This is a genomic window from Kitasatospora sp. NPDC051705, assembly GCF_044453265.1.
Lineage (GTDB): Bacteria > Actinomycetota > Actinomycetes > Streptomycetales > Streptomycetaceae > Kitasatospora.
The window spans coordinates 22790-44344 of record NZ_JBITCO010000004.1; the positions used below are offsets into that span (position 1 = coordinate 22790).

At 74.2% G+C, this 21555-nt stretch carries 21 protein-coding genes and 2 tRNA genes; 8 read left to right on the top strand and 15 right to left on the bottom strand.

What is annotated here, in order from left to right; all coding sequences use genetic code 11:
* Positions 1-541: 541 nt before the first annotated feature.
* Positions 542-1003, top strand: a complete 462-nt coding sequence (locus ACIA8Q_RS06685; protein WP_360221388.1) for a YwqJ-related putative deaminase — start codon at positions 542-544, stop codon at positions 1001-1003.
* A gap of 43 nt (positions 1004-1046) precedes the next feature.
* Entirely contained in the window at positions 1047-1595 is a 549-nt protein-coding gene (locus tag ACIA8Q_RS06690) for an SUKH-3 domain-containing protein (protein WP_387901056.1), read from the top strand.
* A 70-nt stretch (positions 1596-1665) separates the two neighbouring features.
* On the opposite strand, the gene ACIA8Q_RS06695 is transcribed toward ACIA8Q_RS06690, so the two are convergent.
* A complete protein-coding gene (locus ACIA8Q_RS06695; RefSeq protein WP_396316852.1) occupies positions 1666-2934 on the bottom strand; it encodes a sensor histidine kinase in 1269 nt (422 codons plus the stop codon).
* Positions 2935-3194: 260 nt separating this feature from the next.
* On the opposite strand from ACIA8Q_RS06695, the gene ppc reads away from it, so the two are divergent.
* A complete protein-coding gene (gene ppc / locus ACIA8Q_RS06700; RefSeq protein ID WP_387901012.1) occupies positions 3195-6005 on the top strand; it encodes a phosphoenolpyruvate carboxylase in 2811 nt (936 codons plus the stop codon).
* Positions 6006-6071: 66 nt separating this feature from the next.
* Here ppc and ACIA8Q_RS06705 read toward each other — a convergent pair whose 3' ends face one another.
* Positions 6072-6497, bottom strand: coding sequence for a hypothetical protein (locus ACIA8Q_RS06705; RefSeq protein ID WP_360222390.1), 426 nt, complete (start codon positions 6495-6497; stop codon positions 6072-6074).
* Positions 6498-6537: 40 nt separating this feature from the next.
* Between ACIA8Q_RS06705 and ACIA8Q_RS06710 the strand changes: the two genes are divergently transcribed.
* Positions 6538-6852, top strand: coding sequence for a hypothetical protein (locus ACIA8Q_RS06710; RefSeq protein ID WP_360222387.1), 315 nt, complete (start codon positions 6538-6540; stop codon positions 6850-6852).
* Positions 6853-7149: 297 nt separating this feature from the next.
* Here the strand turns inward: ACIA8Q_RS06710 and ACIA8Q_RS06715 are convergent, their stop codons facing one another.
* From ACIA8Q_RS06715 to ACIA8Q_RS06745, 7 genes are all read right to left on the bottom strand, one after another.
* Positions 7150-7671 (bottom strand): SigE family RNA polymerase sigma factor, encoded by a 522-nt coding sequence (locus tag ACIA8Q_RS06715; RefSeq protein ID WP_360222384.1) that lies wholly within the window; start codon positions 7669-7671, stop codon positions 7150-7152.
* Positions 7672-7870: 199 nt separating this feature from the next.
* Positions 7871-8197: a hypothetical protein gene (locus tag ACIA8Q_RS06720; protein WP_360222381.1), complete on the bottom strand. Its 327-nt coding sequence runs from the start codon at positions 8195-8197 to the stop codon at positions 7871-7873.
* Between the two features lie 136 nt (positions 8198-8333).
* Positions 8334-8912 (bottom strand): aminoacyl-tRNA hydrolase, encoded by a 579-nt coding sequence (gene pth / locus ACIA8Q_RS06725; RefSeq protein ID WP_360222378.1) that lies wholly within the window; start codon positions 8910-8912, stop codon positions 8334-8336.
* A 108-nt stretch (positions 8913-9020) separates the two neighbouring features.
* Positions 9021-9605 carry a 50S ribosomal protein L25/general stress protein Ctc gene (locus ACIA8Q_RS06730; RefSeq protein WP_360222375.1) on the bottom strand — a complete coding sequence of 195 codons (585 nt, stop codon included), beginning with the start codon at positions 9603-9605 and terminating at the stop codon, positions 9021-9023.
* Positions 9606-9906: 301 nt separating this feature from the next.
* Positions 9907-10884: a ribose-phosphate diphosphokinase gene (locus tag ACIA8Q_RS06735; RefSeq protein ID WP_360222372.1), complete on the bottom strand. Its 978-nt coding sequence runs from the start codon at positions 10882-10884 to the stop codon at positions 9907-9909.
* A 202-nt stretch (positions 10885-11086) separates the two neighbouring features.
* A complete protein-coding gene (gene glmU, locus ACIA8Q_RS06740; protein WP_396316853.1) occupies positions 11087-12565 on the bottom strand; it encodes a bifunctional UDP-N-acetylglucosamine diphosphorylase/glucosamine-1-phosphate N-acetyltransferase GlmU in 1479 nt (492 codons plus the stop codon).
* A 143-nt stretch (positions 12566-12708) separates the two neighbouring features.
* Positions 12709-12779, bottom strand: a tRNA-Gln gene (locus ACIA8Q_RS06745).
* 257 nt (positions 12780-13036) lie between these two features.
* Between ACIA8Q_RS06745 and ACIA8Q_RS06750 the strand changes: the two genes are divergently transcribed.
* Positions 13037-14047 (top strand): fatty acid desaturase, encoded by a 1011-nt coding sequence (locus ACIA8Q_RS06750; protein WP_360222366.1) that lies wholly within the window; start codon positions 13037-13039, stop codon positions 14045-14047.
* Positions 14048-14220: 173 nt separating this feature from the next.
* Positions 14221-14823: a TetR/AcrR family transcriptional regulator gene (locus ACIA8Q_RS06755; protein ID WP_280678407.1), complete on the top strand. Its 603-nt coding sequence runs from the start codon at positions 14221-14223 to the stop codon at positions 14821-14823.
* Between the two features lie 113 nt (positions 14824-14936).
* On the opposite strand, the gene ACIA8Q_RS06760 is transcribed toward ACIA8Q_RS06755, so the two are convergent.
* Positions 14937-15728 carry a methyltransferase domain-containing protein gene (locus ACIA8Q_RS06760; RefSeq protein ID WP_396316854.1) on the bottom strand — a complete coding sequence of 264 codons (792 nt, stop codon included), beginning with the start codon at positions 15726-15728 and terminating at the stop codon, positions 14937-14939.
* A 111-nt stretch (positions 15729-15839) separates the two neighbouring features.
* Here ACIA8Q_RS06760 and ACIA8Q_RS06765 point away from each other — a divergent pair, with 111 nt between their 5' ends.
* On the top strand, positions 15840-16337 hold the full coding sequence (locus tag ACIA8Q_RS06765) for a MarR family transcriptional regulator (protein WP_360222360.1): 498 nt from the start codon (positions 15840-15842) through the stop codon (positions 16335-16337).
* A gap of 112 nt (positions 16338-16449) precedes the next feature.
* Here ACIA8Q_RS06765 and ACIA8Q_RS06770 read toward each other — a convergent pair whose 3' ends face one another.
* From ACIA8Q_RS06770 to ACIA8Q_RS06790, 5 genes are all read right to left on the bottom strand, one after another.
* Positions 16450-17415, bottom strand: a complete 966-nt coding sequence (locus tag ACIA8Q_RS06770; RefSeq protein ID WP_396316855.1) for a LuxR C-terminal-related transcriptional regulator — start codon at positions 17413-17415, stop codon at positions 16450-16452.
* Positions 17416-17739: 324 nt separating this feature from the next.
* Positions 17740-18702 (bottom strand): UDP-glucose 4-epimerase GalE, encoded by a 963-nt coding sequence (gene galE, locus ACIA8Q_RS06775; RefSeq protein ID WP_360222354.1) that lies wholly within the window; start codon positions 18700-18702, stop codon positions 17740-17742.
* 257 nt (positions 18703-18959) lie between these two features.
* The gene (locus ACIA8Q_RS06780) at positions 18960-19628 is read right to left on the bottom strand and encodes a LuxR C-terminal-related transcriptional regulator (RefSeq protein ID WP_396316856.1); all 669 of its coding nucleotides are present in this window, start codon (positions 19626-19628) and stop codon (positions 18960-18962) included.
* Between the two features lie 169 nt (positions 19629-19797).
* Positions 19798-19873: transfer RNA gene (locus ACIA8Q_RS06785), tRNA-Thr, on the bottom strand.
* 301 nt (positions 19874-20174) lie between these two features.
* Entirely contained in the window at positions 20175-20645 is a 471-nt protein-coding gene (locus tag ACIA8Q_RS06790; protein ID WP_360222348.1) for a helix-turn-helix domain-containing protein, read from the bottom strand.
* A gap of 200 nt (positions 20646-20845) precedes the next feature.
* Here ACIA8Q_RS06790 and ACIA8Q_RS06795 point away from each other — a divergent pair, with 200 nt between their 5' ends.
* Positions 20846-21442 (top strand): flavodoxin family protein, encoded by a 597-nt coding sequence (locus ACIA8Q_RS06795; RefSeq protein WP_360222346.1) that lies wholly within the window; start codon positions 20846-20848, stop codon positions 21440-21442.
* Positions 21443-21555 lie beyond the last annotated feature (113 nt).

The following is a 21555-nucleotide window of genomic DNA, read 5'->3' on the forward strand; positions in this document are numbered from 1 at the left end:
ACGCGCCCCGGACAGCTCCGGCAGCGCTCTGACGGAGCGAACCGGCCCGCGGGGTGCACGGCCCGCGGGGTGCACGGGCGGCTGGGTGGACGGCCCGCGGGGTACACGGGCGGCGGCGCGAGCGCGCCCGGCGGCGCCCCGGCATCCTGTTCGGGGGCGCTCGCACGCACTGCCGCGCGCCGACGCGGATCGGGTGACGGCCCGCCCGGGCGGCCCCAACGGCCTTTCCGCGCAGCGGATCCGGCCCCGGACGCGGCCGGGCGCAGGGCCGGCCCGAGCGCCCCCGGGCCCGCTGCCGGAACGGTACCGGCCGCCGCCGGGACCGGACGGCGGTTTCGGGAAATCAGCGGACAAGTCGTGACGGTCCCGTGCGGATCCGGCCGCGGTCCGGCGATGATCGGGTGACCACCCGGCCCGTCCCGTACGCCCGTTCGACGACCCCGCACCCCGGTTGTACGGATGTCGGTGTCATTTGACAGGCTTGCCCCGGACCGGCCCCCACCGGTCCTGACGCCAGCGGGAACGAGGAGGAGGACGACGCATGACCACCGGTGAGCCCGCGGGCCCGCCCGTGCTGCGCCACCACCGCGACAGCCTGCTGCCCGCCGTCGCCGCCGCGCTCTCGCTCAAGGGCGGCGAGGTGCACACCCTGGCGGGCGACAAGGCCGACCGGCGGCCGGTACTGCACCACCTGGTCGGCGGTTTCCTGGACACCCTGCCGGTCGAGGCGCGCGAGCGGTTCACCGGGCGCTGCCCGGAGGCCGTCCTGCTCTCCCAGTACCTGACCGCGGTCGACGGCCGGCGCTCCAAGCGCGCCGCCCGCAAGCCGATGAGCCTTCAGGACGCCCGCAAGGCGCTCAAGGGCTCCCGGATGACGACCGTCCGCATCCGCGAGGAGGGGGATCCGGCGCACGGCACGCACGCCCCGCCGTGCCGCTCCTGCACGCCGATGCTGGAGCACTTCACCGTGCAGAGCGTCGCCGTCGGGCCGCCCGCGCCCTGACCGCGCCCCCGCACGCCCCTGTCCCCGACCCCAGGAGTCCGCCCTGAACCCGCCCAGCCCGCCCCCGCCCCCGCCGGCCACCCTCGCCGCGGGAACCGCCGGGCGGACCCGCCCGCGCTTCCCCGCCGACGTCGCCGCCGAGCTCAAGGCGGCCGGCTGGCACCCCGGCCGCTGGCAGATCCAGCAGGCCGAGGAGTGGGCCGACGCCCTGGTCGGGCACGGCGGGCCGGCCGGCCCGCGGCACGCGGTGTTCCCGGCGGCGGTGGAGGCCTGGGCCGAGTTCGGCGGCCTCGCCTTCGACCTGTCCGGCCCGGGCCGCCAGCTGGCCCGCACCCCGTTCCTGATCGACCCGCTGCGCGGGCTGCACCAGCCGCGGACCCTCCTCGACCTCGGCCGCGCCCTGGGGGCCCAACTGGCCCCGCTCGGCGAGGAGGCCCACGGACAGGCGCTGCTGGCCGTCGACGAGGAGGGCCGGGTCTACAGCCTGGACCACACCGGCGAGTGGTTCCTCGGCCACGGCATCGACCAGGCGATCACCGCGCTCGTGCTCGGCACCGCCCCGGAACGACTGCGCACCGCCGACGAGGTCTAACGGCCGTCCGGGCCGCGTCCGGCGCACCTTCCGCGCAACGCCCGCCGGGGAGAGGCGGTCCGAGCCCCCGTCAGCGCAGCGGCTCGGCCCGGACGGCCAGCCGGGACGGCAGGACCGCCTCCACCCGGAACCCGCCGTCCGCCTCCGGACCGGACGAGAAGGTGCCGCCCAGCGCGATCACCCGCTCCCGCATCCCGACCAGACCGTTGCCGCCGCTGGGCAGCTCCGCCCCGCCCCCGGCACCGCCCGGGCAGGCGTTCACCACGCTGACCCGCACCCCGTTCGGCGCGTAGGCGAGGAGCACCGACACCTGGGCGCCGCCGGCGTGCTTGTGCGCGTTGGTCAGGCCCTCCTGGACGACCCGGTAGGCCGTCTGCTCGGCCTCGCCGGTGAACTCCTGACTGCTGCCGCTGACGGTCAACGTCACCGCCATGCCGGCCGCCCGCGACTGGTCGACCAGCCGCGGCAGCCCGGCCAGCGAGTCCGGCTCCGGCGGCCGCTCGTCGTCCATCCGCAGCACGCCGAGGATCTCCCGGAGCTCGTTCAGCGCCTGCCGGCCGACCTCGCCCATCAGCTTGGCGCTCTGCGCCGCCTTCTGCGGGTCCTTGGCCGCGATCCGCTCCAGCGCCCCCGCGTGCACCACCATCAGGGACACCCGGTGCGCCACCACGTCGTGCATCTCCCGGGCGATCCGGGTGCGCTCCTCCAGCCGGGCCCGGCGGGCGCGCTCCTGGGCCTGCTCGGCCAGCAGGTCCAGCTCGGCCTCGAGGCCGTGCGCGCGGTCCTTCAGCGAGTCGATCAGCCGCCGCCGCGCGCCCACGTACAGGCCGGTCACCACCGGCGGGACGGTCAGGCCGACGGCGACCAGGACGGCTATCAGCACCTGCCCCCAGAGCGGCGGCTCCTCCACCACGGCATCGCCGGGTGTGAGCATCGAGACCATCATCACGGCGACGGCCTCGGCGAAGGCCAGCGCGGACAGCGACACCACCCGCCAGCGGCGCGAGGGCCACTCCCAGGTCTCCGCCAGGGTGTACAGCGACACCACCAGCAGCAGCACGCCGAGCATCCCGGGCATCGCCACCAGGGTCACCAGCACCGGGACGGCCGGCCAGCGGCGGCGCAGCACCAGCGATCCGCCCGCCAGCGCGCCGAGCAGTGCGAGGCCGGCCACGGCCGTGGAGCTCAGGTGCACCCGGGCGGAGAGGAAGGCGATCGTGCTCAGCGCGCACTCCAGCGCCGCGAGCACCGCCAGCCCGATGTCCAGGAGGGCGCTGCGCGGCCGCTTCCACCACCAGAACGACCGGACCGGCGCGCGCTCCCCAGGCGACTTGCTCATGGCCGACAGCCTAAGCGGCAACCCCGTCCCCTCCCCACCGGGATTCTCCCCGACACCCGACCGAGCCCTTCAGTGGTCCAGACCACAGGTCGATTTCGGCGAGACTGTCCGCCATCCGGCCACCTCGCGGACAGCGACCGCCCCGACACCTATGCTGGTCGCGTCGGACAGCGCGGTCCGCACGCGTCACACCCGCCCCACGCGGACGGGACTCCTGACGATGAGCCGTTGCCGAACCCCACCACCTCAGGGAGCCAGCTGTGACCGCTCCGGTCCCCACTCCGGCGGACAGCCCCACCGTCGGCGCCGCCGGCCCAGTCGCCGACAACTCGGCCCTGCGTGCGGACATCCGCCGCCTCGGCGACCTGCTCGGCGAGACGCTGGTCCGCCAGGAGGGCCCCCAGCTGCTGGGCCTGGTCGAACAGGTCCGCCTGCTCAGCCGCACCGACGGCGAGGCCACCGCCGAACTGCTCTCCGACATCGACCTGGACACCGCGGCCAAGCTGGTCCGCGCGTTCTCCACGTACTTCCACCTCGCCAACGTCACCGAGCAGGTGCACCGCGGCCGCGAGTTCGCCACCCGCCGCGCCCGGGAAGGCTCCCTGCTCGCCCAGACCGCCGACCAGCTCGCCGACGCGGACCCCAAGCACCTCGAGGACACCCTCGCCCACCTCGCGGTCCGCCCGGTCTTCACCGCGCACCCGACCGAGGCCGCCCGCCGCAGCGTCCTCAACAAGCTGCGCCGCATCGGCGAACTCCTCGACCGCATCCACCGCGAGGAGATCGCCGCCGGCCTCTCCCACGCCGACCGCGCCCGCACCACCAGCGCCCGCCGCCAGGCCGACCGCCGGCTCGCCGAGGTCATCGACCTGCTCTGGCAGACCGACGAGCTCCGCATCGCCCGCCCCGAGCCCACCGACGAGGCCCGCAACGCCGTCTACTACCTGGACGAGCTCTACCGCGACGCCGTCCCGGAGGTCCTGGAGGAGCTGCACGAGGAGCTCGGCCGGGTCGGCCTGACCCTGCCCGAGGGCGTCCGCCCGCTCACCTTCGGCACCTGGATCGGCGGCGACCGCGACGGCAACCCCAACGTCACCCCGCAGGTCACCTGGGACGTCCTCAACCTCCAGCACGAGTACGGCATCATGGACGCCCTGGCCGCCGTCGACGACCTGCGCGGCACCCTCTCCACCTCCGAGCGGCTGGCCGGCGCCTCCGTCGAACTGCTCGCCTCGCTCAACGACGACCTGCACCGGCTCCCCGAACTCAGCCCCCGCTACAAGCGGATGAACGCCGAGGAGCCCTACCGGCTGAAGGCCACCTGCGTCCGGCTCAAGCTGGAGAACACCCGCGAGCGCCTCGCCCAGGGCACCCCGCACGTCCAGGGCCGCGACTACCTCGGCACCCGCGAACTCATCACCGACCTGCGGCTCATCCAGGACTCCCTGCGCGCCCACCGCGGCGAACTCATCGCCGACGGCCGGCTCGCCCGCGCGATCCGCACCATCGAGGCCTTCGGCCTGCAGCTCGCCACCATGGACGTCCGCGAGCACGCCGAGGCCCACCACCACGCCCTCGGCCAGCTCTTCGACCGCCTCGGCGAGGAGGCCTGGCGCTACGCGGACATGCCGCGCGAGTACCGGCAGAAGCTGCTCGCCAAGGAGCTCCGCTCGCGCCGTCCGCTCGCCCCCACCCCGGCCCCGCTGGACGCCGCCGGCACCAAGACCCTCGGCGTCTTCAACACCATCCGCGAGGGCTTCGAGCGCTTCGGCGACGAGATCGTCGAGAGCTACATCATCTCGATGTGCCAGGGCGCCGACGACGTCTTCGCCGCCACCGTGCTGGCCCGCGAGGCCGGCCTGGTCGACCTGCACGCCGGCATCGCCAAGATCGGCATCGTGCCGCTGCTGGAGACCACCGAGGAGCTCCAGAAGGCCGACCTCATCCTCGACGAGATGCTGTCGGACCCCTCCTACCGGCTGCTCGTCTCGCTGCGCGGCGACGTCCAGGAGGTCATGCTCGGCTACTCCGACTCCTCCAAGTTCGGCGGCATCACCACCTCCCAGTGGGAGATCCACCGCGCCCAGCGCCGGCTGCGCGACGTCGCCCACCGCTACGGCATCCGGCTGCGCCTCTTCCACGGCCGCGGCGGCACCGTCGGCCGCGGCGGCGGCCCCTCGCACGAGGCCATCCTGGCCCAGCCCTGGGGCACCCTGGAGGGCGAGATCAAGGTCACCGAGCAGGGCGAGGTCATCTCCGACAAGTACCTGCTCCCCTCCCTCGCCCGGGAGAACCTGGAGCTGACCATCTCCGCCACCCTCTCCGCCTCCGCGCTGCACACCGCCCCGCGCCAGGCCCCCGAGGAACTGGCCCGCTGGGACGCCGCGATGGACCAGGTCTCCGAGGCCGCCCACACCGCCTACCGCACCCTGGTCGAGCAGGACGACCTGCCGAAGTACTTCTTCGCGGCCACCCCGGTCGACCAGCTGGCCTCGCTGCACCTGGGCTCCCGCCCGTCCCGCCGCCCCGACTCCGGCGCCGGCCTCGACGGCCTGCGGGCCATCCCGTGGGTCTTCGGCTGGACGCAGTCCCGCCAGATCGTCCCCGGCTGGTTCGGCGTCGGCTCCGGCCTCGCCGCGGCCCGCGCGGCCGGCCTCGGCGACGTGCTCGACGAGATGTACGGCCAGTGGCACTTCTTCCGCAACTTCCTGTCCAACGTCGCCATGACGCTGGCCAAGACCGACCTGCGGATCGCCCGCCACTACGTCGAGCAGCTGGTGCCCGCCGAGCTGCACCACGTCTTCGACCAGATCGTCGCCGAGCACGAGCTCACCCTGCGCGAGGTGCTCCGGCTCACCGGCGAGGGCGAGCTGCTGGAGCACAATCCGGTGCTCAAGCAGACCTTCACCGTCCGCGACGCCTACCTCGACCCGATCTCCTACCTCCAGGTCGCGCTGCTGCGCCGCCAGCGCGAGGAGGTCGCGGCCGGCCGCACCGAGGACCCGCTGCGCGCCCGCGCGCTGCTGCTCACCGTCAACGGCATCGCCGCCGGCCTGCGCAACACCGGCTGACGACGGGCACGACGCAGGGGCCGCCGGCACGGTGCCGGCGGCCCCTCCGTCGTTCCGAACCGCCCGTCAGCCCGTCAGGACGACCTCGGCCACCCGCGAGCCGTACCGGGCGAGGATGTCGGCCCGGGCACTCTCCGGCCGCGCGACGTCCACCCGCACGCCGGCACCGTCGTTGCAGACCTGGGTCGAGACGATCTCCACCCCGCGGTCCTTCCAGTAGCCGGTGCCCTCCTCGGTGATGCGCTGCGCCAGCGCGGACAGCTCCGCCCTGGTGCCGACGGCGTCCCGGAACTCCAGCCGCACCTTCGTCGCGTCCACCCGGGCCCGCGCGGCCCGGTCGAAGTCGCTCCCGGGCTTGCGCATCACGTAGAGCGTGTGGGTGGCCTGGTCGCTGCAGGCGCCGAAGTACTGGTCCCGGTACGGGCCGACGGCCAGCTCCGCGACCGCCCGGGCCGCCTGGAAGAGGTCCGGGTCGATCGGGAAGCCGCCCACCGGCCGGAAGGCCGGCGACGCGTGCCCCGAGGGCTCGGAGGTGACCGTGCCGAAGGTCCAGGTCCGGCCGGTCGGCAACCCGGTGAACGGCATCCCCGAGGACGGCGCCCCGGACGAGGGCGCCCCGGTGGACGGCAGGCCGGACGAGGGCGCACCCGTGGACGGCAGGCCCGTGAACGGCACCCCGGACGAGGACGCCCCCGTCGAGGGCAGGCCCGTGGACGGCAGGCCCGACGGGAAGCCCGAGGGCCCGCCCGAGGACGCCGACGACCCCGGTGAGCCCTGCCCCGCGGGCGGCCGCGGCGGCGTCCAGCCCGGTGTCCGCAGCGAGGTCGGACCGGCCGTGCACCCGTAGATCGGGCCCGCCGCCGCCCAGTCCCCCCCGTCCGCCGCGCCGGTCGCCGCGCCCGACGGGGACCCGCTCGACGGCCCGCCCACGGGGTGTGCCGCCCCGGCGCCGCCGCCCAGCTGGCTGAGCGCCCCGACCCCCAGCACCACTGCCACCACGGCCGCCGCCCCGCGCAGCGCGGTCAGCCGCCGTGCCCGCCGCCGTCCGGCCTCCCGCAGCCCGGCCAGCGGCGGGATCCCGCCCACCGCCCCGGCCCGTGCCCCGAGCCGGACGACCAGCTCCTCCTCGAACCCGTCCTGCCGCTCAGCCGCCATGCCCCACCATCTCCCTCGCCGGTGCCAGCTCCTCGCGAAGCGCTCTCATCGCCCGCGCCAGGTGCGTCTTCGCCGTGGCCACCGAGCACCCCAGCTCCTGGGCGACCTGCGCCACCGGCAGGTCGACGTAGTAGCGCAGCACCACCACGGCCCGCTGACGCGGCGGCAGCGCCCGCAGCGCCGCCGCGAGGCGTTCGTCCCGCTCGGCCGCCGGCGTGTCGGGGGCGTCCGGCAGCACGGGCGTGAGCACCTCCCGCCGGGTCCGCCGCCAGCGCGACACGTGGGTGCGGACCATCGCCGTCCGGACGTACCCCTCGGCCGCCCCCGGGTCCCGGATCGTCGACCGTTTCGGGTAGACCCGGGCCAGCGCGTCGTGCAGCAGGTCCCGGGCGTCGTGGACGTCCCCGGTGATCAGGTAGGCCCCGCGCAGCAGAGCCTGGTACCGCGCCGAGACGAACTCGTCGAAGTGGTCGGATCCGGTGCCCCCCGGGCGCATCGATTCGCGCTTCATACCCCCAGGACGCCCCCGGCCCCGGAAACGGATGACAGGACGGGCCACCGGACCGGTGACCGGACGGATCACCGGACGGATCACCGGACGGATCACCTGACGGATCACCGGACGACGAAGGGCCGGCGCCCACGGGTGTGGACACCGGCCCGAAGCCGTTCGTTCGTCGCTGCTCGGTCCGTCGCTGCTCGGTCCGTCGCTACTCGGCGGGCTCGCCCGCGCGGCGGCGCTTCAGCCACAGCGCCGCACCGCCGGCCACGACCACCAGGCCGCCGCCGACCGCGAGCAGGCCGGCGTCCGGGCCCATGGACTCGCCGAGCACCGGCGCGAACTGGGCCGCCGCCGGTTCCGGAGTGACGCCCGGGTCCGGTTCCGCCACCGGGTCGGCGTGCGCCAGCTGCGCACCGCCGGACAGCAGCACTCCGGCCGCCCCCAGCGCACCGGCCGTACCGACCCTTCGTCCGAGCTGCTTCAGCCGGACCACCCGGATCCGCCGCAGTCGGCGGACCGGACGCAAACTCCGCATCGAGAACTCCCCAGGACTCGCTCGCGTACCGGTCACCGACGCTATCCGATCCCGCACAGGGTTCTCACACCTAATCAGGTTTGGCCGTCAAGCGTTGTACGACTGTTGCGTACCTCGACGAATCCCCGACCCCCGCTCAGGAGTTGTAGGTGCCCTGGGCCCGCTCCAGCCCCTCGGAGAGCAGTGCCTCCACCGCGTCCGCCGAGCGGTCCACGAACCACTCGAGCTCCTTGCGCTCGGTGGCGGAGAAGTCCTTCAGCACGAAGTCCGCGACGTCCATCCGGCCGGGCGGCCGACCGATCCCGCAGCGCACCCGGTGGTAGTCCGGCCCCAGCGACTTGGTGATCGACTTCAGCCCGTTGTGGCCGTTGTCCCCGCCGCCCAGCTTGAGCCGCAGCGCCGCGTAGTCCACGTCCAGCTCGTCGTGGACGGCGATCAGTGCCGAGGCCGGCACCTTGTAGAAGTCCCGCAGCGCCGTCACCGGCCCGCCGGAGAGGTTCATGAACGACATCGGCTTGGCCAGCACCACCCGCTTGCCCGCCAGCCGCCCCTCGGCCACCTGGGCCCGGCTCTTGTGCGCCTTGAACCTGGCACCGATCCGCTCGGCCAGCAGGTCGACCACCATGAACCCGATGTTGTGCCGGTTCCGGGCGTACTGCTCGCCCGGATTGCCCAGCCCCACCACGAGCCAGGGGCCCTCGTACCCGTCCGTCATTGCTCGCTCCTCGTCCTCGCGCTCGACGTCATCTTCCCGGACGCACCGCTGCCCCGGTCGCTCCGACGGGAGCGACCGGGGCAGCGGTCCGTGCGATCAGCGCGAGGCTCAGGCCTCGGCGCCCTCGGCCTCGGCGGTCTCCTCGGCCGGGGCGGCCTGGGCGGCGATGACCTGCAGCACGACGGCGTCGGCGTCGACGGCCAGGGTGACGCCGGCCGGCAGGGTGATGTCCTTGGCGAGCACCGAGGCGCCGGCCTCGAGGCCGGCGACCGAGACGGTGACCGACTCGGGCAGGTGGGTGGCCTCGGCCTCGATCGGCAGGGCCTGCAGGACGTGCTCGAGCAGGTTGCCGCCGGGGGCCAGCTCGCCCTCGGTGTGGACGGGGATCTCGACGGTGACCTTCTCGCCGCGCTTCACGAGGAGCAGGTCGACGTGCTCGATGGTGCGCTTGATGGCCTCGCGCTGGACGGCCTTGGGGAGGACGTACTCGTCCTTGCCCTCGATCGGGACGACCAGCAGGGCGTTCGGGGTCTTCAGGGCCATCATCAGGTCGTGGCCGGGCAGGTTCAGGTGAACCGGGGCGTGGCCGTGGCCGTAGACGACACCGGGGACGAAGCCGGCACGGCGGGCGCGACGGGCGGCACCCTTGCCGAACTCGGAACGGGTCTCAGCGGCAAGGCGGATCTCGGACACGACTGCACTCCTCGTGAAGACTGGCGCGGGGGTGCAGGCAACGCGAAAAACCGCCGGGACCACACCCTCAGTACGTTCGGGGGTCACTCGGCGGTTACGGCCTCTGCCGGCGGATCGGGATCCGGCCGGCAGCGCGTCGATCACGGAGCGGGCACCCGGCAAGCAGGCGCACGGCATCCCTCGCCGAGCAGTTTCACGAGTCTAACCGCTCCTGCCGCCTCCCGTGAAATCGGCGGCGGCCCCGGTCCGATCCGGACCGGGGCCGCCGCCGCGGGGCGTCGTCGGTGCACGCCCCCGAAGGTCAGTGCACGCCCTCGAAGAGGCTGGTGACCGAGCCCTCCTCGAACACCTCGCGGATCGCGGCCGCGATCGACGGGGCGATGGAGAGCGTGGTGATCTTGTCCAGCTGCAGCTGCGCCGGGGTGGGCAGCGTGTTGGTGAAGACGAACTCGCTGACCCGAGAGTTCTTCAGCCGGTCCGCGGCCGGGCCGGAGAGCACGCCGTGGGTGGCCGCCACCAGGACGTCGGCCGCGCCGTTCTCGAAGAGCGCGTCGGCCGCGGCGCAGATCGTGCCGGCGGTGTCGATCATGTCGTCGACCAGGACGCAGACCCGGTCCTTGACGTCACCGACGACCTCGGCCGACAGGATCGTGTTGGCCTGGGTCATGTCGCGGCGCTTGTGGATGATCGCCAGCGGCGCGTCCAGCCGGTCGCACCACTGGTCGGCGACCTTCACCCGGCCGGCGTCCGGCGAGACGATGGTGAGCTTGTCGCGGTCGACCCGCTCGCCCACGTAGTCCGCCAGCATCGGCAGCGCGAACAGGTGGTCCACCGGGCCGTCGAAGAAGCCCTGGATCTGCGCGGTGTGCAGGTCCACGGCCATCAGGCGGTCGGCGCCGGCCTGGCGCAGCAGGTCGGCGACCAGGCGCGCCGAGATCGGCTCGCGGCCCAGGTGCTTCTTGTCCTGGCGGGCGTACCCGTAGAACGGCAGGATCGCGGTGATGCTCCGGGCGGAGGCCCGCTTCAGAGCATCGATCATGATCAGCTGTTCCATGATCCACTGGTTGATGGGAGCCGTGTGGCTCTGCATCACGAAGCAGTCCGCGCCGCGCGCCGACTCCAGGAAGCGGACGTAGATCTCGCCGTTCGCGAAGTCCAGGGCCTTGGTCGGGACCAGTTCGGTCTCCAGCGCCGCGGCCACCTCCCTCGCCAGCTCCGGGTGGGCACGGCCGGAGAAGAGCTTGAGCTTCTTCTCACCCGACGTCGTGATCCCGCTCACTGCACCGTCTCCTCGCGTTGCGGACGCTGAATCCCGTGACCCCGTGCGGGCAGGCGCAGCCCGCTCGCAGATGGGGTCGGGGAATTGTCGGTACGCCTGGACACGGGCGGTAAGCCCAGTGGCGCACGTATGTCCCCAAGGTTACGCGCCCACGCAGAAACCGTCCGCCCCGGGACCGCCCCTCGGACTCCCGGCGGCCCGGTCAGGCCTCCGCGGGCCCGTCCGCCCCGGCCTCGGCGTCCCCGCCGTTCGCGGCGTGCGCCGCCTGGGCGGACGCCGTCCCGGGGCGCCGGCGCTCGACCCAGCCCTCGACGTTGCGCTGCTGCGCCCGGCTCACGCCGAGCGCACCCGCCGGGACGTCGTTGATGATGACGGAGCCGGCCGCGGTGTACGCGCCGTCGCCGATGGTCACCGGGGCGATGAACATGTTGTCCGAGCCGGTGCGGCAGTGGGCGCCGATCACCGTGCGGTGCTTGTTCACGCCGTCGTAGTTCACGGTCACCGAGGCCGCGCCGACGTTGGTGCCCTCGCCGATGGTGGCGTCGCCGATGTAGGAGAGGTGCGGCACCTTGGCGCCCTCGCCCAGCTCGGAGTTCTTCACCTCGACGTAGGTGCCGACCTTCGCCTTGCGGGCCAGCTTCGCCCCCGGCCGCAGGTAGGCGTACGGGCCGGCGGTGGCCAGCTCGCCCACCTCGGCGCGGTCGGCCGTGGTGTTGCTCACACGGGCGCCGGCACCGACCAGGGTGTCCCGGAGGGTGGAGTTCGGGCCCACCTCGCAGCCCTCGCCCAGGTGGGTGGCGCCCTGCAGCTGGGTGTTGGGCAGCACCACCGCGTCCGGCTCGTAGGTCACCTGCACGTCGAACCAGGTGGTCGCCGGGTCCAGCACGGTGACGCCGGCGCGCATCGCGCGCTCCAGCAGGCGGTCGTTCAGCAGCCGGCGGGCCTGCGCGAGCTGGACCCGGTCGTTGATGCCCAGGATGTCGCGGTGGTCCTCCGCGACCACGGCGCCGACCCGGTGCCCGGCCTTGCGCAGGATCTCCAGGGTGTCGGTGAGGTACTCCTCGCCCTGGGAGTTGTCCGTGGTCAGCTCCGCCAGCGCCTCGGCCAGCAGCTTGGCGTCGAAGGCGAAGACGCCGGAGTTGATCTCGGCGATGCTCCGCTGGGTGGTGGTGGCGTCCCGCTCCTCGACGATCGAGGCGACCGAGCCGTCCTCGTCCCGCAGGATCCGCCCGTAGCCGAAGGGCTCCGGCACGACGGCCGTCAGCACGGTGACGCCGTTCTGCTGGTCGCCGTGCGCCTTCGCCAGCCGGCGCAGCGTCTCCCCGGTCAGCAGCGGCGAGTCGCCGGCCGTGATGATGACGGTGCCGTCCAGCACCACGCCGTCGGCGGCCAGCGCCTCCAGCGCCGTCCGCACGGCGTGCCCGGTGCCGTTCTGCTCGTGCTGCACGGCGGTGCGCACGCCCCCGTAGTGCGCCGCCAGGTGCTCCTCGACCTGCTCCCGCTGGTGCCCGACGACCACGACCAGCTGCCCGGGCGTCAGTTCTCCGGCCGCCGAGACCGCGTGACCCACCAACGAGCGGCCGCACACCTCGTGCAGCACCTTGGGCAGCTTGTTCGACTTCATCCGGGTCCCGCCACCGGCGGCGAGCACGACAACGGCGGCAAGCGAATTGGCACCCATGCGGGGAGGCTCCTCAGTCGGTTCACAGAGAGGGCAGAGCAGCCCGGCCCGGACCCAGGCCGGTCGCCATTCGCACAGTCCGCCGAGCAGCACCGACAATACCGGCGGGTGGGGGGAACACCCGAACCAGAGGCGTGCAGAGGCTCCGCCGCTAGGATTCGAACCCAGACAAAGGCCTCCAAAGGGCCCTGTGCTGCCATTACACCACGGCGGATGGCTGTTCAGACCCTACCCGAGTCGCCCCGGCCGTGGGTATCAACTGCCCCGATCCGCAAGCCCGGATCCGGCCCCTCCGGCAGGGCCGCTCGAACGCCCCGGGCGTGACGGTTCATCCATCCAGTCGGGTGAATTCACTCAAGCGCCGTGCGGCGGTGCGTTCCCTTCGCCGCGGCGCGCAACCTACGATGCCGTAGGTTACGCGAACGTAGGATCCGCTCCTCTCCCGTTCAGGGACGCCGCAAAGGGACGCCCATGACCATCCAGGCCGGCGAGGCGCGCGCGGGGGCCGCCGCGCTTCCCCCCCACTCCGCCGATTCGCCCGACGCCGCCGACACCTCCGGAGCCTCCGCCACCCGACTGTCCGCCACCCGCGGCGGGGAGAAGCAGGGCTTCGCCGAGCGCCTGGCGCTCGGCCTGTTCATCGCCCTGCCGTTCGCCGCACTGCTGGCCGCCGTCCCGGTGGCCTGGGGTCGGGGCCTGGGGTGGACCGACGCGGCGATCACCGTCGTCATGTACTTCCTCACCTGCCACGGCATCACCGTGGGTTACCACCGCTACTTCACCCACGGCGCCTTCAAGGCCAACCGCGCGGTGCGGCTCGCCCTCGCCGTCGCCGGCAGCCTGGCGGTCGAGGGCCCGCTGGTGCGCTGGGTGGCCGACCACCGCAAGCACCACCGGTACAGCGACAAGGACGGCGACCCGCACTCGCCGTGGCGCTACGGCGAGAGCGTCCCGGCCCTGCTCAAGGGCCTCTGGTGGGCGCACATGGGCTGGATGTTCGACGAGGAGCAGACCCCGCAGCTCAAGTACGCGCCGGACCTCGTCCGCGACCCGGCCATAAGGCGGATCTCCCGGCTGTTCTGGCTCTGGACCACGATCTCGCTGCTGCTGCCCGCGCTGGTCGGCGGCCTGGTGACGCTCTCCTGGTCGGGTGCGCTGTCCGCCTTCTTCTGGGGGTCGCTGGTCCGGGTGGCGCTGCTGCACCACGTCACCTGGTCGATCAACTCGATCTGCCACGCCGTCGGGCGGCGCCCGTTCCGCTCGCGGGACCGCTCGGGCAACGTCTGGTGGCTGGCCGTGCTCTCCTGCGGCGAGTCCTGGCACAACCTGCACCACGCGGACCCGACCTCGGCCCGGCACGGCGTCCTGCGTGGGCAGATCGACTCCTCGGCCCGGCTGATCCGGTGGTTCGAGCTGGCCGGCTGGGTCCGCGACGTCCGCTGGCCGGACGCGCAGCGGATCGCCGCCCGCCGCGCCGCATGAGGCCACGCTTCCAGCATGATGTAGGGGTGAACGGGAGCAGCGCAGACAGCACAGGCGGCCACCAGAGCACGCGGACGGACGCGGCGCCGGCCCGTCCGCGGCCCGCTGCACCGGCGGGCGAGGGCGCCCAGGGGGGCGCGCCCGCCCCGCGCCGCCGCGGCGCGCGCGTCCGGATGACCGGGAAGCAGCGCCGGGAACAGCTGCTGGAGATCGGCCGGACGGTGTTCGCGGAGCGCGGCTACGACGGCACCTCGGTGGAGGAGATCGCCGAGCGGGCCGGGGTGTCGAAGCCGGTGGTCTACGAGCACTTCGGCGGCAAGGAGGGGCTGTACGCGGTGGTGGTCGACCGCGAGATGCAGCTGCTGCTCGACATGGTGACCGGGGCGCTGACCGGCGGGCACTCCCGCGAGCTGCTGGAACAGGCCGCCTTCGCGCTGATGGACTACATCGACACCTCGACGGACGGCTTCCGGATCCTGGTCCGGGACTCCCCGGTCGCCCAGTCCACCGGCACCTTCGCCTCGCTGATCAGCGACATCGCGACCCAGGTGGAGGACATCCTCGGCCTGGAGTTCAAGTCCCGCGGCTTCGACGCCCGGCTGGCCCCGATGTACTCGCAGATGCTGGTCGGCATGGTGGCGCTGACCGGGCAGTGGTGGCTGGAGGTCCGCAAGCCGGACAAGGCGCAGGTGGCGGCCCACCTGGTGAACCTGGCCTGGCACGGGCTGGAGGGGCTGGAGCGGCACCCCAAGCTGGTCGGCGACCGCAAGGGCTGAGCCCGGAAGGACCGGGGCCGGAAGGACCGGGGCCGGAAGGGCCGAGCCCTTCGCCGCCCGGCCGTCGGCGCCGGCGTCCCGGTGCTCGGCGCCGCCCCCTCAGCGCCGCCCCCTCAGCGCCGCACCCCGACCGCGAAGATCCGCCGGAACGGGAAGACGGTGCCGTGCGGTCCGGCCGGATAGGCCTCGCGCAGCAGCGCCCCGTACTCGGCCAGGAAGGCGGCCCGGCGAGCCGGGTCGGTGAGCACGGAGAGCACGGGGCGCAGGGCGCTGCCCTTGACCCAGTCGAGGACGGGGTCCGATCCGGGCAGCAGGGTCAGGTAGGTGGTCTCCCAGACGTCCGGGAGGCAGTCGGCGGCGGCGAGGGCGTCCAGGTACCGCCCGGGCGGGTGGACCCCGGCCCGGACGGCCCCGTCGCCGAGGGCGTCCTGCCAGCGGGGGCTGCGGCGGAGCTCGGCGAGCAGCGTGTGACTGGGGGCGTCGAAGTTGCCGGGGACCTGCAGCGCGACGGCGCCGCCGGGGCACAGGGCGGCGGCCCAGCGGCCGACCAGCCCGAGGTGTCCGTCGATCCACTGCAGGGTGGCGTTGGAGACGATCAGGTCGGGTGCGGCCGGGGCCGGGTCGTAGTGGCGGGCGTCGGCGAGCAGGTAGTCGGCGGTGGGTTCACCGTCGGCGCGGGCGGCGGCCAGCATCTCGGCGGAGCTGTCCAGGCCGGTGAGCCGGGCGTGCGGCCAGCGTTCGCGCAGGACGGCGGTGGAGTTGCCGGGTCCGCAGCCGATGTCCAGGACGACAGGGTCGTCATGGTTCGGGAGGGCGGGGACGCGGGCGAGCAGGTCGCGCAGCGGGCGGGTGCGTTCGTCGGCGAAGCGCAGGTACTGCGCCGGGTCCCAGACGGGGGTGGTCATGGTTCACCTCGCAGGTATCTCGACATCAAGATATCTCGGAGCCAGTGTGTCGGCACATTTCTCGATGTCAAGAGACTTCACATCGACACATCCACCGATACACTGATCGTCATGGAGGACGAGGTCGACAGGCTGGTCGCAGCGTGGCGCCGGGAGCGCCCCGACCTCGACGTGGAGCCGCTGGAGGTGCTCAGCCGGGTCAGCCGGCTCGCCCGCCACCTCGACCGCGCCCGCCGCACCGCCTTCGCCGAGCACGGGCTGGAGCCCTGGGAGTTCGACGTCCTGACCGCCCTGCGGCGCGCCGGATCCCCCTACCAGCTCTCCCCCGGCCAACTGCTCACCCAGACCCTGGTCACCTCCGGCACCATGACCAACCGGATCGACCGCCTCACCGGCAAGGGCCTGGTCAAGCGCCTGCCCGACCCGGACGACCGGCGCGGCGTCCTGGTCCGCCTCACCGACGACGGGCGCGACCGCGCCGACCAGGCGCTCGCCGGACTCCTCGCGCACGAGCGCGAACTCCTCGCCCAGCTCACCTCCGGCCAGCAGGGCGAACTCGCGGCCCTGCTGCGGCAGCTGGTCGCACCGTTCGACAACATCCCGGGCTAGCCCGACCCCCCGGGGCCTCCCCCACGCCCCCTGCGCTGATGCCGGTCGCCCGTCGCCGTTCGCCCGTCGTCCGTCGTCCGTCACCCGTCGCCGTTCGCCCGTCGCCCGGGCCTCAGGGCCGGTCCACCGAGGACGCCACCGACGGCGGCGCGGGCGCAGCCGGCTCCGCGGGGCTCACCCCCGCCCGGCGGGCCACCGCCACCGCGGCCAGCGTGGAGTGCACCCCGAGCTTGCCCAGTACGTTCTGCATGTGGGTCCGGACGGTGTGCGGCGACAGGTAGAGCCGCTCGGCGACGGCCTGCCGGCCCAGACCGGCGACCATGCAGCGCAGGATCTGCTTCTCCCGCGGGGTGAGGGTGTCCACCAGCCGCTCGCTCTCGGTGCGGTCGCGCCGGGCGGTGGTCAGCTCCCGGATCACCCCGGTCAGCAGCGCGGGCGGCAGGTGGGTCTCGTCCCGCAGCACCCCACGTACCACCGCGAGCAGCCGGGCCAGCGAACTCTCCTTGGCCACCCAGCCGGTGGCGCCCGCGTGCAGGGCCCGGGCGGCCCGGTGCGGGTCGTCCGCGACGGCGAGCACCACGGCGCGCAGGCCGGGGTGGGCGCGGCGCAGCCGGGCCAGCAGGGTGATGCCGTCGGGCGGCGGGGCGGCGGACCGGAGCTGGTCCCCGCGGTGGGCGTCGAGCGCACGCACCTCCGCCCCGCGCAGGTCCGTTCCCCGCAGGTCCGTTCCCCGCGGATCCCGGCCGCGGGCGTCCGGGCGCAGCAGGTCCACCGGCGGCGTGGCCGGGCGGCGCGACGGCGGGACGACCGGGGCCGGCCGGCGCCGGGCCGCCTCGGCCGGGTCCGGTCCGGGGCGCCGTCGGACACCGGGCGCCGCCCCCTCGCTGCCCAGGTCGGCGTCGATCAGCACCACCTCGAAGGCCCGCCCCTCGGCGGCGGCGCGCTCCAGCGCCCGCTCGGCGGCCGCCGCACTGCCGGCGGCCCCCACCTCCACGTCGGGCTCGGCGGCGAGCGCCGCGGCCAGTGCCTCGGCGAAGATCCGGTGGTCGTCGACCACCAGGACGCGGATCCGCCCCATCGTCCCTACCCCCCTGCTCAGACCGGCCGAGCCCGGGGGCGGGGACCGGTCCGGCGCCCGCGCTCCGGGTCCTCGCTCCGCCCGCCCACCGGTGACCGGTGCAGCCGAAAAGGGCGCCGGCCCCCACCGGTACCGCATTCAGCGTACGGGCCGGGAATCCCCCTCGTGGCGGTTCGGTGAAGTTTCGTCAGGAGGTGCGTGCGCGGCGCGCAGCGCACCGCACACGCCCGGGGGCGCGGCCGCAGGAGGCCGCGACGTCCCCGGACGCACCGCGGCGCCGCCCCCGGAACGTCCGGGAACGGCGCCGCGCGGCCGGGCTCCGGCCTACTGGCCGTTCTTCGCCAGGGTGAACGTCCAGGCGTCCGAGACGATGTCGTCCAGGTTCGGGCGGCGCGGCGTCCAGCCCAGGGCCTCGTGGGCGCGGGCGGCCGAGGCCACCAGCACCGCCGGGTCGCCGGCCCGGCGGGCGGCCACCTGCACCGGGATCTCGCGGCCGGTGACGCGCTTGACCGACTCGATCACCTCGCGCACCGAGAAGCCGCTGCCGTTGCCCAGGTTGCAGATCAGGTGCTCGCCCGGCTTGGCGGCGTCCAGCGCGAGCAGGTGCGCGTCGGCCAGGTCCGCGACGTGGATGTAGTCGCGGATGCAGGTGCCGTCCGGGGTCGGGTAGTCGTCGCCGTACACCGCGATGTGCGGGCGCTGACCGAGCGCCGCCTGGAAGACCAGCGGGATCAGGTGCGACTCGGGGTCGTGCCGCTCGCCGTAGGCGCCGTACGCGCCGGCCACGTTGAAGTAGCGCAGCGAGACGGCGGCCAGGCCGTGCGCGACGGCCTCGCTGGTGATCATGTGGTCCATGGCGAGCTTGGTGGCGCCGTAGGTGTTGGTCGGCGAGGTCCGGGCGGTCTCGGCGATCGGCACGACCTCCGGCTCGCCGTAGACGGCGGCGGTGGAGGAGAACACCAGCTTGCGCACACCCGCCTCGCGCATCGCGGTGACCAGCTCCAGCGAACCGGCGACGTTGTTGCGCCAGTACTTCTCCGGGTCCACGACCGACTCGCCCACCTGCGAGGAGGCGGCGAAGTGCAGCACCCCGTCGAAGGAGCCGTCCAGCACCTTGCCGGCGTCCTGGATCCGACCCTCGACGAACTCGGCACCGGCCGGGACGCCCTCGCGGAAACCGGTGGAGAGGTCGTCCAGGACGGTCACCTGGTGCCCCGCCTCCAGCAGGTGGGCGGCCACCACGCTGCCGACGTATCCGGCGCCACCCGTGACCAGGTACTTACTCATGATGAGACCTCCAGCGGGCGATGGCCCCGCGCGATCGGCGGCGGCCATCGATGACGTGCGTACGACTGGGGCTATTCTCCCTGCCCGCCGGGGGTGCTCCGGACCACGCGGGCCGGCCCGCTCCCGACGGCCCGCCGGCCGCTCCCGCGCCGATGCCGACGCGGCCCCGGTGCCGCGCCTGCGCCGCCCCCGCACCGCCCCGGAGCCGGCGTCTCTTCGACCCTGTGCGACCGGGCCCGGCCGCGACGGCCGTCGGCTCAGCCCGCCGCCATCCGATCCAGCAGCCCGGTGCGGGCCGCCACCGCGGCCGCCTCCAGCCTGGTCCGCGCACCGAGCTTCATCAGCACCCGCTGGACGTGCGTCCGGGCGGTGCTCGCGGCGATCCGCATCCCGGCGGCGATCGCCGCGGTGTCCTCGCCGTCCGCGATCCGCGCCAGCACCTGCACCTCACGGCGGGTCAGCAGGCGCAGCAGCCGCACCGCCTCGTCGTCCGGTTCGTCGGCCGGCCGCAGCAGTTGGTCGAAGGCCCCGCGCAGCACGTCCACGGCCACCGCGGCCTCGCCCGCCCGGGCCCGGCCGATCGCCCGCTCGACCACCTCGATGCGCTCGTCACTGGGCACGTAGCCCGCCGCCCCGGCCGCGAACGCGCCCGCCACGCCGCGCAGTTCACCCACCGGCCCGAGCACGATCACGGCCACCTCCGGGCGCTCCCGGCGGATCCGCCGCAGCCCGTCGAAGGCACCCGGCTCGCCGGGCGAGGCCACGCCCAGCAGGCACACCTCCGGCCGCCGCCCGGCCACCAGATCGGCGGCGACACCGGCCGGGCAGCCGACCGCGAGCACCCGGTGCCCGCGCAACGAGAGTGCCGTCGCCAGCGCCTCGGCCAGCAGCCGGTGGTCGTCGACCACCACGAGTCGAACGCCCATGACGCCCTCCCGGTCAGGGACCGGCTCGCGCCCGCACCCCTCCGGCGGGCGGCCGATGACGCACCATCACAGCGCATTCCGTACCCGACCCGCTAGGCCACGGCGCGTCGCGGGCGCGGCGGGCCCGGGGAACGCGAAAGACCCCCGCCGTCAGGCGAGGGTCTTTCAGTGGAGCCCCCATGCGGAATCGAACCGCAGACCTTCTCCTTACCATGGAGACGCTCTACCGACTGAGCTATAGGGGCTTGCCGGGTTTTCACCGGGCCGGTCGAACAAGGAAGACATTACACGGCTGGCGACCGGAAAGGGAAATCGGCCCTGCGCGGCCGTCCGGGACCACGACATCCGCCCCGCGGACGCTCCGCGAACCGCCGCGAACCGCCGCGAACCGCCGCTCCGGGTGGGCGTGGAGGCCTCCCCGGACGCTCGCGGCCGGGCCTCGGTGCGCGCACCGACGCCGGACGCCGGACGCCGAATGCCGAGCGCCGAGCGCCGGACGCCGCCGACGGGACGGACCGGGATCGGGATCGGGATCGGGCGGCGGGGTCAGGAGTCGGCGTGCCCGAGGTCGAACTCCTCGCGGGCCTCGAGCATCCGCCCGGTGCGCCGCTCCGTCCACCGGCCGATCGGGGCCAGCAGCTCGGCGAGCTCGCGGCCGAGCGGCAGCAGGTCGTAGACCACCCGCGGCGGCGTCTCCGGGAAGACCGTGCGGCGCACAAGGCCACTGCGCTCCAGGGTGCGCAGCGACTGGGTGAGCATCTTGCGGCTGACCCCGCCGATCCCGCGCTGGAGCTCCGAGAAGCGCTGCGGCCCGCAGGCGGAGAGGCTCATCAGGATCAGCATCGACCACTTGTCGGCCAGCTCCGCGAACATCCCTCGGCTGGGACAGAGCTGGGCGAAGACGTCGAGCTCCTGCCCCTGCGGCTGTGCCCGCTCCTCCTCCGGCCCTCGCCCGTCGCCCCGCGCCTGGCCCTGCTCCGCGCCGGCCGCTGCCCGGACCGCTTCCTCCGTCGTCATGTGGTCCAGGGTAGCGCCGCGGTCTCCAATCCACCCTTGGTAACCAATGGAGACTTGGTCTATATTGGAGACCGCAAGACGGACCGGGCCACGGGGCGCACACCCGCCCCCGGCCCGTACCCGGTCACGCCCTCCCGCGGCGCCGGGCCCGCCCGCACCCGTTCCGTCCCCCCGTTCCGCCTTCCCACAGGAGTGCCCGCATGACCGCCATCCGCCCGACCGTCGCCCTCGCCTACCACTCCGGCTACGGCCACACCGCCGTCATCGCCGAAGCCGTCGCCCGCGGCGCGGCCGCCGGCGGCGCCGAGGTCGTCACGATCGCCGTCGACACCATCACCGACGAGCAGTGGGCCCAGCTCGACGCCGCGGACGCGATCGTCTTCGGATCCCCCACCTACATGGGCACCGCCTCCGGCGCGTTCCACGTCTTCGCCGAGGCCAGCAGCAAGCGCTGGTTCTCCGACGCCTGGCGGGACAAGGTCTCCGCGGGCTTCACCAACTCGGCCTCCAAGAGCGGCGACAAGGCCGGCACCCTGTTCTTCTTCCAGACCCTCGCCGCCCAGCACGGCATGAACTGGGTCAACCTGGGCCTCAAGCCCGGCTGGAACGCCACCACCGCCAGCGAGAACGACCTCAACCGCCTCGGCTTCTTCAACGGCGCCGCCGCCTCGACCCCCTCCGACGCCGGCCCGGAGGCCGTGCACAAGGCCGACATCGCCACCGCCGAGCACCTCGGTGAGCGCGTCGCCAAGCACACCGCCGTCGTCCTCGCCGGTCGCGCCGCCCTGGCCGCCTGACCTGCCGCGTGGAACGACGACCTCCGCGTGGGGTGACCTCGGCCTCGGGGTGATCTCCGCGTGGGGTGACCTCCCTCGGGGGTGACCTCCCTCGGGGGCGGCCGACCGCCCCG